At 63.3% G+C, this 14767-nt stretch carries 11 protein-coding genes; 6 read left to right on the top strand and 5 right to left on the bottom strand.

The genetic code is table 11. The features are described from left to right. Positions 1–76: 76 nt before the first annotated feature. On the bottom strand, positions 77–1048 hold the full coding sequence (locus P0Y58_10965) for a FecR domain-containing protein (protein ID WEK32682.1): 972 nt from the start codon (positions 1046–1048) through the stop codon (positions 77–79). Positions 1049–1102: 54 nt separating this feature from the next. Beyond that, positions 1103–1600 (bottom strand): RNA polymerase sigma factor, encoded by a 498-nt coding sequence (locus P0Y58_10970; GenBank protein ID WEK32683.1) that lies wholly within the window; start codon positions 1598–1600, stop codon positions 1103–1105. A 315-nt stretch (positions 1601–1915) separates the two neighbouring features. On the opposite strand from P0Y58_10970, the gene kdpF reads away from it, so the two are divergent. The 6 genes from kdpF to P0Y58_11000 all read left to right on the top strand — a co-directional run bounded on the left by kdpF (position 1916) and on the right by P0Y58_11000 (position 9839). After that, on the top strand, positions 1916–2005 hold the full coding sequence (gene kdpF, locus P0Y58_10975; protein ID WEK32684.1) for a K(+)-transporting ATPase subunit F: 90 nt from the start codon (positions 1916–1918) through the stop codon (positions 2003–2005). A gap of 9 nt (positions 2006–2014) precedes the next feature. Further along, positions 2015–3709, top strand: a complete 1695-nt coding sequence (gene kdpA / locus P0Y58_10980) for a potassium-transporting ATPase subunit KdpA (GenBank protein ID WEK32685.1) — start codon at positions 2015–2017, stop codon at positions 3707–3709. A gap of 9 nt (positions 3710–3718) precedes the next feature. Further along, a complete protein-coding gene (gene kdpB, locus P0Y58_10985; GenBank protein WEK32686.1) occupies positions 3719–5773 on the top strand; it encodes a potassium-transporting ATPase subunit KdpB in 2055 nt (684 codons plus the stop codon). Positions 5774–5783: 10 nt separating this feature from the next. Further along, entirely contained in the window at positions 5784–6335 is a 552-nt protein-coding gene (gene kdpC / locus P0Y58_10990; protein ID WEK32687.1) for a potassium-transporting ATPase subunit KdpC, read from the top strand. A 157-nt stretch (positions 6336–6492) separates the two neighbouring features. Further along, positions 6493–9147, top strand: coding sequence for a sensor histidine kinase KdpD (locus tag P0Y58_10995; protein WEK32688.1), 2655 nt, complete (start codon positions 6493–6495; stop codon positions 9145–9147). Further along, on the top strand, positions 9144–9839 hold the full coding sequence (locus P0Y58_11000) for a response regulator (protein ID WEK32689.1): 696 nt from the start codon (positions 9144–9146) through the stop codon (positions 9837–9839). Before P0Y58_10995 ends, P0Y58_11000 begins: the two co-directional genes overlap by 4 nt. Before the next feature lie 22 nt (positions 9840–9861). On the opposite strand, the gene P0Y58_11005 is transcribed toward P0Y58_11000, so the two are convergent. Genes P0Y58_11005 through P0Y58_11015 form a run of 3 tightly spaced genes read right to left on the bottom strand, consistent with a single transcriptional unit; the run spans position 9862 to position 14752 of the window. Further along, on the bottom strand, positions 9862–10614 hold the full coding sequence (locus P0Y58_11005) for a hypothetical protein (GenBank protein WEK32690.1): 753 nt from the start codon (positions 10612–10614) through the stop codon (positions 9862–9864). Continuing rightward, positions 10614–13796, bottom strand: a complete 3183-nt coding sequence (locus tag P0Y58_11010) for a hypothetical protein (protein WEK32691.1) — start codon at positions 13794–13796, stop codon at positions 10614–10616. Before P0Y58_11010 ends, P0Y58_11005 begins: the two co-directional genes overlap by 1 nt. Then, entirely contained in the window at positions 13793–14752 is a 960-nt protein-coding gene (locus P0Y58_11015) for a hypothetical protein (GenBank protein WEK32692.1), read from the bottom strand. Before P0Y58_11015 ends, P0Y58_11010 begins: the two co-directional genes overlap by 4 nt. Between the last annotated feature and the right edge of the window lie 15 nt (positions 14753–14767).

Genomic DNA, 14767 nt, shown 5'->3' on the forward strand with positions numbered 1-14767 from the left:
GCAGATATGCGAATAACTCTCAGTGCCGTTAAGACGCATGAAGCATTTGAATGTCTGATGGGGCGTGAAATTATTTTCAGGCCGCGGGGTAGAGCAGGGTAACCAGCTCTGTGTAGCGCGCCGTGCGCACGGCCAGCGCCCGGGACAGCACGTCGAGCATCTGCTCGGGTTGTTCCAGGTTCAGGATCAGGCTCACCCGGCGGGCCGCCAGTTGCTTGTCCATGATGAAAATGCGCCCTTCACGCCAGCGCTGCAGTTCCTCGACCACTGATTGCAGCGGTTCGTTGAAGAACACCAGGCGTCCGCTGCGCCAGGCCAGTACCTGCTCCAGTTCTGCGCGCTGGATGTCACCGGTCGCCCGCGGGCTGAAACGCAGCGCCAGGCCTTCATCCAGTTCGGCCTGTTGGGTGGCCGCCAGCACCTGTACACGATGCCGGTGTACTGCGACTTGCGCAGCCTCACCGTGGCACGAGAAGGAGAACTCGGCTTCGCCACAACGCACTTCACCTGCCCGGCTGACAACGGTGAACGGGCCGGCACTACTGGGTCGCGCCATGAAAAACGCCTGCCCCTGCAGTAACTCGACAACCCGGCGGGTTGGCGAGAAATCCAGGTTCATCGCGGTGTGCCCGGCCATCTCCACGGTCGAACCATCTGGCAGGCGGGCGATGCGGCGCTCACCCACTGCCGTGCTCAGGTCAGCAAAGGGTGTGTCCATGCCTTTGAGCCAGAACAGGCCGGCACTTGCGCTGGCTGCTGCCGCGCTGGCGGCCAGGCCCATGCCGACGAAGCGCCGGCGTGAAAGCCGCGCGGGGGTAGGCGTTGCAACCGAGGTGGGCGGTATCAGCAAAGCCGACGCTGCCCACAGGTTCTCCAGCTCGGCGTAGGCTTGAGCATGCCGCGCATCCGCCGCCATCCACGCGGCCCAAGCCTCGCGTTGCTCCGCGGTGAGGGTGGCACCATGAAACAGCGCGAACCACGCGCTGGCCTGATGATCGATGTCATCGGCAGGCGTGGCAGGGTCGGTAAATGGCGGTTCGCGATTCATCGGTTCAACGTTTCACAGGGAGCGCACGGAGGGTGCATTGTGGCAGGCCGGCGGTCACCGGGACATGCCTTGTTTCAACAGTTCCAGGGCCTTGACCATGCGGCTGTAGGCGGTCTTGGGGGAAATCCCCAGGCGGGCGCCGATGTCTACATAGGTCATGCCTTCGACCCGAACCATCAGGAACACTTCGCGGCAGGGCTCGGGCATGTTCTGGATCACGGTGTTCAAGGCAGCCAGTTGCTGGTTGGCGATGGCGGCCTGTTCCAGGTTTGCGCTTGGCTGCGCCACTGCGCTGGCCTCGGGCGAATCCAGTGGCTCGCTCTTGCGGTGCTGTTGACGGCGGGTGTGGTCGATGAACAGGTTGCGCGCGCTGGAGAACAGATAGGCGCGGAAGTTCTCGATGCGGCTGCGGCCCATCTGCTCGGAAAGGCGGATGAACGCGTCCTGGGTCAGGTCGGCGGCGGTTTCCTTGCAGCGCAGGCGGCGGTCCAGGTACTCCTGAATCTCTTCGCGGTGGGCGAGATACAGTGCCTTCAAATCTGAACCGGACATGGGCCACCTTGGCGGACGTGCGAGCGAGGGCGGCAAAATACCACAAATGAGAATTGTTTTGATTGATGCGGTTGTTTTTCCTGTACTGGCCTCTTCGCGGGCGCGCCCGCTCCTACAAGTACAGCACAGACCTCAATGCCGGTGCTGTACTTGTGGGAGCGGGCGCGCCCGCGAAGAGGCCAGTACAGGCAACCTGAAACCCTGATCTTTACGCATTCTTTATACCCACCCCCACCCCCCGGTCTCGCCCCTTTACGCCCCTCCCACGGACAATTTCCCCAAGCGGCCCAAGCCGTACCACGGGGAGAACCACTCATGAACATGCTCGACGGGTTGTCACTGCTGCTGGCAGTGGCCTTGGCGTTTTATCTGCTGGTGGCGCTGCTGCGCGCCGATCGCAGCTAAGGAGTGGCCATGCACAGTTACGATTTCGCCTTGCTCCTGGCATTTTTCGCCATCGTGCTGCTACCGGCACCCTGGCTCGGGCGGTTTTACTTCAAGGTCATGGAAGGCCAGCGCACCTGGCTATCGCCGCTACTCGGCCCGGTCGAGCGAGTGTGCTATCGGCTGGCGGGCGTGCGCGCCGACCAGGAACAGAACTGGCGGCAATACACCCTGGCCCTGCTGGCCTTCAACCTGGTCGGGTTCCTGCTGCTGTTCGCCGTATTGCTGCTGCAGGGCTACCTACCGCTCAACCCGCAGCACCTGCCCGGCCAGGAATGGTCGCTGGCGTTCAACACTGCCGTCAGCTTCGTCACCAACACCAACTGGCAGGCCTACAGCGGTGAGGCATCGGTCAGCTACCTGAGCCAGATGCTCGGCATGACCGTGCAGAACTTTGTCAGCGCTGCCACCGGCCTGGCCGTGCTGGTCGCATTGTGCCGTGGTATTGCCCGGCGCAGCGCAACGACGTTGGGCAACTTCTGGGTCGACATGACCCGTGCGACCCTGTATGGCCTGCTGCCGCTGTGCCTGCTGCTGGCGCTGCTGCTGGTATGGCAGGGCGTGCCGCAGACCTTTGCCGACTACGCTCATGCGCTGACCTTGCAAGGCACTGACCAGACCATCCCGCTGGGGCCGGCCGCCAGCCAGATCGCCATCAAGCAACTGGGCACCAATGGTGGCGGCTTCTTCGGCGTCAACTCGGCGCACCCGTTTGAAAACCCCACCGCCTGGAGCAACTTGTTCGAGGTGGCGTCGATCATCCTCATTCCGGTGGCCTTGGTGTTCACCTTCGGTCACTACGTCAAGGACCTGCGCCAAAGCCGCGCCATCCTGGCCTGCATGCTTGCCTTGTTCCTGATTGGCGGCGGCACGGCGTTGTGGTCCGAGCACCAGCCCAACCCGGCCCTTGAAAGCGCACAGGTACAGCAAAGCGCCCCCATGGAGGGCAAGGAAAGCCGCTTCGGCACTACCGGTTCGGTGTTGTGGACGGTGACCACCACCGCCGCCTCCAACGGCTCGGTCAACGCCATGCATGACAGCCTCAACCCGCTGACCGGCATGGTGGCGATGGTCAACATGATGGTCGGTGAGGTGATCTTCGGCGGCGTCGGCGCCGGGCTGTACGGCATGCTGCTGTTCGTGCTGATTGCGGTGTTCCTGGCGGGGCTGATGATTGGCCGCACCCCGGAGTACCTGGGCAAGAAGCTGCAGGCACGCGAGGTACAGCTGCTGGTGGCGACCTTGCTGGTAATGCCGGTCGGTGTGCTGGTGCTGGGAGCCATTGCCGCCAGCCTGCCAGGCCCGGCAGGTGCGGTCAGCAACCCTGGGGCGCATGGCTTCAGCCAACTGCTGTATGCCTACACCTCGGGCACGGCCAACAACGGTTCGGCCTTTGCCGGCTTTGGTGCCAACACGGTGTTCCATAACCTGATGATCGGCTTGGCCATGCTCATTGGCCGGTTCGGCTACATCCTGCCGATTCTGGCCTTGGCCGGCAGCCTGGCGGCGAAGAAAAGCGCGCCCCAGGGGCAGAACAGCTTCCCCACCCACGGCCCGCTGTTCACCGGCCTGCTGCTGGTGACCATTTTGCTGGTCGGTGGCCTGACCTTCCTGCCGACCCTGGCCCTGGGGCCAATCGCCGAACACCTGAGCCTGGGTTTTTGAGGACCAATCATGAACATGCCCATCCCTGAAATGAACGCCCGGCACAACGCCAAGGACCAGACCCGTTTCAGCGCGCTGTGGCGCCCGGCGCTGGTACAGGCATTCGTCAAGCTCGACCCGCGCCAGCTCAAACGCTCGCCGGTGATGCTGGTGGTGGCCCTGACTGCGCTGCTGACCACGGTGCTGTGCGTTGCCCCCGGCAGTGGCGTAAGCACTGGCGTTGCGGTGCAGATCGCCCTGTGGCTGTGGTTTACCGTGCTGTTCGCCAACTTCGCCGAAGCCCTCGCCGAAGGCCGTGGCAAGGCCCGCGCCGACAGCCTCAAGGCGGGCAGCCAAGGCCTCACCGCCCAGCGTCGCCAGCGTGATGGCAGCTTTGAGACGGTTGCAGCCGGCGCGCTGCGCAAGGACGACGTGGTGCGCGTGGTGGCCGGCGAAATGATCCCCGGTGACGGCGAGGTGCTCGAAGGCATTGCGGCGGTCAACGAGGCGGCCATCACGGGCGAGTCCGCGCCGGTGATCCGCGAGTCCGGCGGAGACCGCTCGGCGGTGACCGGCAACACGCGGCTGGTTTCCGACTGGCTGTTGATCCGCATCACCAGCAACCCGGGCGAGTCGACTCTGGACCGTATGATTGCCCTGGTCGAAGGGGCCAAACGGCAGAAAACCCCGAACGAAATCGCCCTCGACATCCTGCTGATCGGCCTGACTCTGATCTTCCTGATCGTAGTAGTGACCTTGCAGCCGTTCGCCCACTTCGCCGGTGGCAGCCTGCCGCTGATTTTCCTGGCTGCATTGCTGGTGACGCTGATCCCCACCACCATCGGCGGCCTGCTGTCGGCCATCGGTATCGCCGGCATGGACCGGCTGGTGCGGCTGAACGTCATCGCCCGTTCGGGCCGTGCGGTGGAGGCGGCCGGTGATGTGCACACGCTGATGCTCGACAAGACCGGCACCATCACCTTCGGCAACCGCCGCTGCAGCGCCCTGCATGCAGCGCCCGGCATCACTGCCAAAGAGTTGGGGGAGGGCGCCTTGCTGGCCTCGCTGGCTGACGACACGGCCGAAGGCAAGTCGATTGTCGAGTACTTGCGCCAATTGCACGACTTCGTCGAACCGCCTGCCGGGCAATTCGACGCGGTGGCCTTCAGTGCCGAGACGCGCCTGTCGGGCATCGACTTGCAGCAGCACCGCTACCGTAAGGGCGCAGTCGATGCGGTGCTGGCGTTCATCGGCATGCAACGGCTGGAGATGCCGCCGGCACTGGCCCGTGAAGTGGAGCGCATTGCCCAGAGCGGCGGCACACCGTTGCTGGTGTGCATCGACAAGCGCCTGCTTGGCGTGATCCACCTCAAGGATGTGGTCAAACCGGGTATCCGCGAGCGCTTTGCCGAGCTGCGCAAGCTGGGCATTCGCACGGTAATGGTGACTGGCGACAACCCGCTGACCGCCGCCGCGATCGCCGCCGAAGCCGGGGTGGATGACGTGCTGGCCGAGGCCACGCCGGAGAAAAAGCTGGCGCGCATCCGCCAGGAGCAGAATGACGGCCGCCTGGTGGCGATGTGCGGCGACGGTGCCAACGACGCCCCGGCGCTGGCCCAGGCTGACGTGGGCATGGCCATGAACGACGGCACCCAGGCCGCGCGGGAGGCGGCCAACATGGTCGACCTGGACAGCGACCCGACCAAGTTGCTGGATGTGGTGCAGGTCGGCAAGGAGTTGCTGGTGACCCGTGGTGCGCTGACCACGTTCTCCATTGCCAACGACGTGGCCAAGTATTTCGCCATCCTGCCGGCGCTGTTCGCCGCCATCTACCCGCAGCTGGGCGTGCTCAACCTGATGCAGCTGGCCAGCCCGCAGAGCGCGATCCTGTCGGCCATCGTATTCAACGCACTGATCATCATCGTGCTGATCCCGCTGGCGCTGCGTGGCGTGCGGGTGCAGGCGGCGAGTGCTGCGCACCTGCTGCGGCGCAACCTGCTGATCTACGGGCTGGGCGGCATTATGGTGCCGTTTGCCGGGATCAAGCTGATCGACCTGCTGCTCAATGCCTTGCACCTGGTCTGAGGAGGCCACCATGAATACTTATGTACGCCCGGCATTGAGCCTGGCTTTGTTGATGACGCTGGTGACTGGCGCGCTGTATCCGCTGGTGGTGACGGGTATCGCTCAAGTCGCGTTCCCGCAACAGGCCAATGGCAGCCTGGTACGCGATGACCAGGGTCAGGTACGCGGTTCGGCATTGATCGCCCAGGAATTCAAAGGCGATGGCTGGTTCCATGCGCGGCCTTCGGCAGGCGCTTACGCCACGGTGGCCAGCAGTGCCAGCAACCTTTCGCCAAGCAATCCGGCGCTGGCCGAGCGGGTCAAGGGGGAGGCGGCTGCGTTGTATCAGGCGCAGCAAGGCCCGGTGCCGCAGGCGCTGTTGACCACCTCGGGCAGTGGCCTTGACCCGCACTTGCCGCCGGAGGCGGTGGCCTATCAGATTCCGCGGGTGGCGGCGGCGCGGCAACTGCCGGTGGAGCGCTTGCAAGCCTTGCAGGAAGAGGCCACCCTCCACCCATTGATCGGCCCGCCAGTGGTCAATGTGCTGGCGTTGAACCAGGCACTTGAGCATTTGAACCACTGATATTGGGGCCGCTCTGCGGCCCTTCGCGGGCACGCCCGCTCCCACAGGTCCAGCGTCATGTTCGAAGGGGGCGCTGTACCTGTGGGAGCGGGCGTGCCCGCGAAGGCCTGCAAAGCAGGCCCTTTGGTCGACCGTTGCAGATTCTGAAGGATGAAACATGAGTGATTCCGCTCGCGCAGATGCGCTGTTGGCTAATCTCCCGCGCACCGGCCGGGGCCAGCTGAAGGTGTTCCTCGGCGCCGCCCCCGGCGTCGGCAAGACCTTTGCCATGCTCCAGGCCGCACACGCCCAGCAACGCCAGGGCGTTCAGGTGCTGGCCGGGGTAGTGGAAACCCACGGCCGTGCCGAAACCGAAGCGCTGCTCGCGGGGCTGCAACAGCAGCCGCTGCTACGCAGCCAGTACCGAGGCGTCACCCTTGAAGAGATGGACCTCGACGGCTTGCTCAAGGCCGTAAAAACGCTGGTACTGGTCGACGAACTGGCCCACACCAACGCCCCCGGCAGCCGCCACGCCAAGCGCTGGCAGGACGTGCAGGAGCTGCTGGCCGCTGGCATCGACGTGTACACCACGGTCAACGTCCAGCACCTGGAAAGCCTCAACGACAAGGTCCGCGACATCACCGGCGTACAAGTGCGTGAAACCCTGCCGGACTGGGTGCTGCAGGAAGCCTTCGAGCTGGTACTGATCGACCTGCCACCGCGCGAACTGCTCGAACGCCTGCGCGAAGGCAAGGTGTACGTGCCCGAGCAGGCGCGTGCAGCCATCGACGCCTATTTCTCGCAAACCAACCTTACCGCCCTGCGCGAACTGGCCATGCAAACCGCCGCTGCGCAGGTCGATGCTGACCTGGCCCACGGCTATCGCCAACGCGGCCAGGAGGCCCCGTCCTTGCGCGGGCGGCTGCTGGTGGGTGTGGATGGCGACGACCAGGCCGAGCGCCTGGTGCGCCATGCCAGCCGCGTGGCGCAACGCCGTCACCTGCCCTGGAGCCTGGTGCATGTGGACAACGGTCGCCTGCGCGACGAAACCGCACGGCATCGCTTGCAGGCAGCCCAGCAACTGGCCGAGCGCCTGGGCGGTGAGGTGGTGCTGTTAAGGGCGGGTGAAGTGGCGCGCACCTTGATCCAGCATGCCGCCGAACGGCGGGCCAGCCTGGTGCTGGTGGGGCAGTCCCGTGACCGCCTGCGCCGGCGCCTGTTCGGTGCCGGCGTGGCGGCACGGCTGCTGCGCGAAAGCCATGGCCTGGAAATCAACGTGCTGGACCGCGACGTGCAGCCGCAAGCGCCGCGATCTGTAGTGAGGCGGGTGTGGGTATGGCGCCATTACCTGCTGGCGTTGCTGGCCACCGTGATGGCGGCGGGGCTGGCCTGGGCGGTATCGAGTGTGCTGGCGTTGCCCAACATCTCGCTGGTGTTTCTGGCTGCGGTGTTGCTGGTGGCAGTGCGCAGCAGCCTGGGGCCTGCGCTGGCCTGCGCTGCGCTGTCGTTCCTGGCTTATGACTTTCTGTTCATCCCGCCCAACTTCTCGTTCAGCATCCAGCGCGAAGAAGACGTGCTGACGCTGGTGTTCTTCCTGCTGATGGCCGCGCTTACCGGCAACCTGGCTGCCCGCCAGCGCCGACAGTTGCAGGCGCTGCGCGAAACCCAGGCGCAGACCAGCCAGTTGCTCGACCTGTCGCGCCGGCTGACGGTGGCCACCGACCGCCAGGCCGTGTTCAGCGCCGCCGGCCAGCATCTGAACGGCTGGCAGGACATGCAAGTGTGCCTGCTTGAGCGCAACGGCGAAGGCCAGTTGCAGGTGGCGAGCGGCGAAGCCCACGCCTTCAGTGACAACGAACGGGCCGCTGCCGATTGGGCCTGGCAGCACGGTCAGGCCGCCGGCCAGGGCAGTGACACCCTGCCCAATGGCCGCTGGTGGTGGTGGCCGCTGGCGGTGGACGAGCAGCCTATGGCGCTGCTGGGCGTGCGCCCGCGCAACGGGCAGCCGCTCAGCGACCCCCGCCGGCGCCTGCTCACCGCCCTTGGCCAGCCGCTGGCCCAGGCCCTGGCACGCGCCCGCCTGGCCGAACAGCTGGAAGCCGCGCGCCTGCACGGCGAAACCGAGCAATTGCGCAGCGCCTTGCTGGCTTCCGTGTCCCACGACCTGCGCACGCCGTTGACCGCCATGCGCGGGAGCATCGACAGCCTGCTGGCGTTGGGCGAAGCGATACCGACTGAAGACCGCCGCGAGCTGCTGGAGGGCACCCGCAACGAGGCGGAACGCCTTGACCGCTATATCCAGAACCTGCTGGACATGACCCGCCTGGGCCATGGTGGGCTCAAGCTGGCCCGCGACTGGGTAGCCCCGGCGGACATCGTCGGCAGTGCGCTCAACCGCTTGCGCGTTGTGCTGGCTGCGCTGCGGGTGCACACCAACGTGCCAGCCGAGCTGCCGTTGCTGTTCGTGCATGCGGCGCTGATCGAGCAGGCGCTGGTCAACGTGCTGGAAAACGCCGCACGTTTTTCCCCGGCCAATGGTCGGCTTGAGCTGCAGGTGGCTGTGCATGATGAGCAGTTGCGGTTTACCGTCAGCGATCAGGGCCCCGGTATTCCGGTAGCCGACCGCGAGAAGATTTTCGACATGTTCTATACCGCCGCCCGTGGTGATCGCGGTGGGCAGGGCACCGGCCTGGGCCTGGCCATCTGCCAGGGCATGATCGGCGCCCATGGCGGGCAGATTCTGGTGGGCGAAGGCATCGATGGCCAGGGCACCGGCATCACTCTATGCTTGCCGCTACCCCCTCAACCTGAAGCCGAAAGCGAAACCCCATGAGCCAGTCCGCCACCCTGTTGGTCATCGACGATGAACCACAGATCCGCAAGTTCCTGCGCATCAGCCTGGCCTCGCAAGGCTACAAGGTGCTTGAGGCGGCTACTGGCGCTGAAGGGCTGGCCCAGGCGGCGCTGGGCAAGCCGGACCTGGTGGTGCTCGACCTGGGCCTGCCAGACATGGACGGCCAGCAGGTGCTGCGCGAACTGCGCGAATGGAGCGCAGTGCCGGTGATGGTGTTGTCGGTGCGCGCCAGTGAAGTGCAGAAGGTCGATGCGCTGGATGGCGGCGCCAACGACTACGTGACCAAGCCGTTTGGTATCCAGGAGTTTCTGGCCCGAGTGCGCGCCTTGTTGCGCCAGGTGCCACAGGCCGGGGGCTCGGAAGTGGCGGCGAGCTTTGGGCCGCTGACGGTGGATTTTGCGTTTCGCCGAGTGACCCTCGATGGCCTGGAGGTGGCACTGACGCGCAAGGAGTATGCCTTGCTGGCGCTATTGGCCGGGCACCCGGGGCGGGTGATTACCCAGCAGCAACTGCTCAAGGACATCTGGGGGCCTACCCATGTGGAGGACACCCATTACCTGCGAATTGTGGTCGGGCACGTGCGGCAGAAACTGGGCGATGACCCCACGGCGCCGCGCTTCATCATTACCGAGGCGGGGGTGGGGTACAGGTTGGTGGCGCCGACCCTTTAACCCCTGTGGGAGCCTGATGAGCTTAGGGGGCTGTTCTCGATTCCAGATCCATCTCGGTTGGCCACTGCACTTTGGGCGCCAGGCGCAGGGCGAACTCGCACCAGAGCACATCGTTGTGATCCTTGGGTTCCCCGGGTGGTGGCAGGGCGGCGGGGCCCTGCTGCATATAAGTGCAGATGTAGGCCCAGACGTGCTGGTTTGCGCCCATCGTGACCAGAGGAAAACGGTCGATGACGTTGTTTGTGCCCGGCGCGACAATGGAGAGCATGACACCCCATTTTGAAATGGCTACGGTTTGTGACCAACGCTCAGCGCGGACTTGCGACCAGTCGTAGCAAACGGTCTCTACTTTCCAGGTCGTGAAGGGGTTCCACCAACAGTATTTGAAGTTGTAGGCATAGATTTTTTTTCGTGCTCGGTTGAAGCGAAGGGGTTCGTCTCGGGGTGGGGATATGCTTACGCGAAGGAAAAAGGTAGATGCCCATATGCCGCAGGCCAGTAGTAACATGCTAATGAATGCAAATTCGAAATCTTGGTACTCAAAGCTGAATTTTATTGCGGTAGGTAGACAAGCGGTAAAAGCGAAAGAAGATAGTGAGAACAATGGCATTATTTCTCTCGCCCAACCGATTGTTCTGGGTACTTCAAGGTAGATCAGGTTTTGCTGGTTTGCACCCAGATAACCCAGGCTGGGCTCAATGGTAGCGGGAGTGTCTGGGTGGGGCAGATCCTCCTTCCAGCTGGTGCAAGGGGGATTAAGATGCGGGCCGGGCATTAGAATAAACTCCAGAAGGAACTCATTTTGTTTTCTCTTGTTGATACTTTTGCATAGCCTGACTGGTCATGGCTGTCGGGCCAGTAAGTGAGTGTCAGTTCAATACACTCTATGCTGTGGTTTTCCAATAGTGGGAGTGAGCCGCTGATGTGGAGTGTGTTGTCGGTGGTTTTCGAGTGTATGTAGCCGCTGAGGCGCTCAGGATCGGCGTAGATGCTTTTTGTGTCTCCCGGGGTGTATTCAATTTTTCCCGGGACTGAACTGTTGCCTGCGAGGATGGATGGCAGTCCGTTAAGCCCTGATGGGACGATAGTAAGGTGCCATTGGTATTGTGCTACTTCGGCATTAAAGTTTGGCAGGCTTATGTGGAGATCAAGATAGAAGCCTGCCGCGACAGCATCTCCATCGCTGATCAAAGCCCCAGTTTGGTATGGAATTTGTGCAGTTTGAGAGGATTGAAACCTTGTCTCAATCGAGGTGAGTGCCTGAATACCCAGGGCTGCCGCGTTCAGGGCGCCAATCGAGGCATCCAGATCTTGTGGTTTTATCCAGCGCCGATGCTCCTCTGGTGTTCCCCATCTACTGTGTCGGGACCACAGTTCTAACAGTGAAGACTCTTGATTTTTGGCATCCATCGCGAGCGTGTAGGCTGCCAAACCAAGGATAATCGCAATGCCTAAGGGGCCGAGTAGCGTGTTTGCGAATAGCGCGGCGTAAACGCCAGAACCTGCGGAGAATGTGGCTGCCCCGGCCGCAACCATGTATCTGTAGCTTGAAGCCCTGTCCCCTTGGCGATCAGTTCGGGCCAGCGCATTCACGTATTGCGCTGCATCCATAGCACTTGCGAGTGCGGTTATGGCGCCGCCATACCTGGCAAGGCTGCTTCCCAGTGAAGTTGTTGTTACCATTCCGGACCAAGGTATCTTCGGACTTAGAAATTTGACAGCAAGGCCTGCTGCTTCAAGACCTACACCCAACAACCCAAACGATGACGACCAGATTGCCGCAAGCGCCTCCGGATCGTGCTGATGGGTTTCTTGCAAAGCCCGGTAGTTCTTGCCCAGGCTGTCCTGATGGAACCACAGCCCCCCCAAGGCAAGCAGTAGCCCGGGGCTTGCGCTGCTGGCTGCGCCATCCCGCAAACTGCGCATGGCATCGCCCGCCAGGCTTTGCGCGGCCATTGCGCTGACTCGCACCCCGCCGGAAAACTGCGCTCCCAGCGTACCTGCACCAATCGCAACGTTGCGTACCAGCGCCCCGAGACCACCCGCTGCCCCTTCCCGAAACTGCATCAGCCGCGCCTGCAAACTCTCGGCACTTTCGAACGTCCACAGCACTACGTCGATTATCTGGTTGCGGTTACCCGCTGCCGCGAGATTGATCGCCCCGCTCAACACCATGGCCCGCACCTTGCGCCCCACGGGATCACGGAACTGCTTGTCGACCTGCTGCAAAAACGCATCGGTCCGCACCTGCAAGCCTTCGTTGAGCAGCCCCATGTATTCGCCCAACGTCAGCGACACCCGCAGCGGGGTCACCTGCTGCCCGGCGAACAGTGCAAAGGCGGAGCGGTGTACATGGCCAATCAGCGTCCTGGTCCGCTCATTGAGGTGCTGGCCAAGTGCAGTCCCAGCACTGTTGGTCGCAGCCAGCAACTGGCCAACGGCATCCTGGATCGGCTTGATCATCAACAGCTGGCCATCGGGCGTACCGGCGATGCCTTTTATGATGTCGTACACCTTGCCGAAGTCGTCCCCGGACAACGCACCGATCACCTCCTGCATCAGCTTCTGGTTCTTGGCCAGCAGTGCCTGGTACAGCAGGCTGTGATCGTCTTCCAGCAGTTGCTGCCAGATATGCTGGGTCATCCCCAGCGCCTGACCCTCCTGAGGCAAAAGCTCAGTCGGGCCACCGGCCAGGCAGGCGGCCATCATCTGGATGAAGTACTCGACCGAAACAGGATCCGTCGCGTCGTAGTCTAAGTAACCGATCTGCTGGAACGTCCGCTTGGCATAGTGGTGCGCATACAGGTTGCCAACCTGGTCGATCATCGACTGCCAGTTTTTCAGTTCGCGGTCGTAGTCCGCCTGGAATGCAGCGCGGGCGCTTTCGTCGTAACGCTGCTCCAGCCGCTTACGGGCCTCCTCTTGCCTGCGCGCGATGTCGCGGTCGGTCTGTGCTTGCAGATCCACCGGAGGGAAGTGGGTTTTGACCCCTAACGGGCTTTTGTTCCATTGTTTGACCCGCTGGGCCTCGCGCTGTGCGTCCTCGGCCCCTTGCGCGGCGGCGCTGGCTGCGTGCAATGCCTGAATACCCAACAACGCCTGTGAGGTGAAGTACTCGAAGTGGCGTTGCGGTTGCGCCCGCCATTCCTGCATGGCCTGTACCCAGCCCGTGCGTTGCGCATTCAGCTCCATCACCATGCCGACCGGGTCGGGCAGCGTCAGCGCCAGCACGCCGTTGGGCAGTTGTTCCTGCGCGATGGCATTGCGCACATGGTTGTTGGTTTCAGTCCACCGGCCAAAGCGGCTGTAAAAGCCATGAGCGCTGGCAAACCTGGTAGAGGAAAACGTGGAGAACTCCAGCACGTTCTCCATGCCGAAGCGGAAGCTGTCGGTCATGGCGATGCCGATGCTGGCGGGGTCGTTGCGCGCGGTGTCCAGGTCTACTTCGACGAAGCGGGCAAGGGTGCCCGGGTCGCTATCGGCGATACCCTTGCGGTAGCGGTCGAGTACCGCACGCGGCCAGGGGTCGTTGGCGAAGGCGATCCAGGCTTTGCGGTGTAGCAGGGTATTGATGTTGATGAACGAGGCGATCACGTCATGGCCTTCGGTGGCACACCACTTGGGCAACGGCCTGGGCGGCGCCAGCGGCATCTGCGATACCGGAAAGCGCTGCAAGGTACCTTCGGCCGCCACCGCATAGGCCTGCCAGATTTCCTTGTCGAGCAGCACGTATACATAGCCTTGGCGCAGCAGGCGCAACTGGTCGGTGTGCATCGGGTGGAAGGTGATTTCGCTGTTATCGGCCTGGCGATACGGACGCCCGGTATCGGGGCGCGGCGCATAGGCCTCGCGCAGCAGCAGGATGGGCAGGCCGGAGCGCCCGCAGGCATTGCAGCTGCCGTAGGTGTTGGGTATTTCTTCCTGCATGGCGACGTGGATGGCGTTGCTGATGCTCATGAGTAGCTCCTTGCCTGGGGCAGGTCGGCGACGATGCGCGACCAGGTGCGCTCGCTGTAGCTGGCAAAGCGCTCCGTCAGGCGTTGCTCGCCAGCTGCCGCCTGTGCCACGTCGCGCTGGATGGTCGAGTGTTGAAGGAGTAGCGGGTGGATCATGAGCATGTGCAGGCACATGCACTGGATATCGGCACGGTCGCGCAGGCCTTGCTTGAAGGCCTTGATGATGAGGTTCATGGTATGGGCGAGCGCGTTTTCCGGCAAACCGGGTGCACCTGCGAGGTGCCGTGGCGCGCCGGTAGACTGCGTGGCAAGCAGACGTCGCCAGGCGCTGAGCAGTTGAATGATCTGCGGTGCGACGTGCTGGGTAGCTCTTACGGCCTCGGGAACGATCAGCTCGCCAGCCGGCAGCTGCCGCTCGAATCGCTTGCAACTGCCACATCCATCGGGGTGCAACCAGCTTCGAACCGGCCCAAGGATTTCGCCTGCGTTTTTCAGGGTCACGCGCAGCAACCCCAGGCGCACGGGCTCGAACCAGGCGGTGATGCCGTGCGGTTTCGGTTGATGCAGCACATGGCACTGCTGACTGATGTGTCGGGCGATCAGGTTGGCGGGTTGATCGCTTAGCAGCCAGCCACACACGTAGTGCCAGGTAGCCGTTGCCTCACGTGCGGCGTACGTTGCACTTAGTGTGGTCACTGCTGTTGGCGCCTCGCCGGGTCCGGTGAGGCGGACCAGGGCGGGCCAGCTTTCAGGGTCCTGCACCATCCCGCTGCTGTCTACGCGCGTTACGGCATCACTGCCCAGTGCTTCGGTGAGGGCGTCGATGCCCAGCGGGTGGTCTGGTGGGCAACCGGCAAACGGGTCCAGCAGCAGGTAAAGGGCTTCTGCTGGCTGGCGCTGCTGGTTCGCGAAGTGATCGACCCACTGCAGGTAGCCCTGCGCGGCCTGGCTCGACATGAGAAGTTCCTTTTT

The sequence above is a fragment of the Candidatus Pseudomonas phytovorans genome (assembly GCA_029202525.1).
Taxonomy (GTDB): domain Bacteria; phylum Pseudomonadota; class Gammaproteobacteria; order Pseudomonadales; family Pseudomonadaceae; genus Aquipseudomonas; species Aquipseudomonas phytovorans.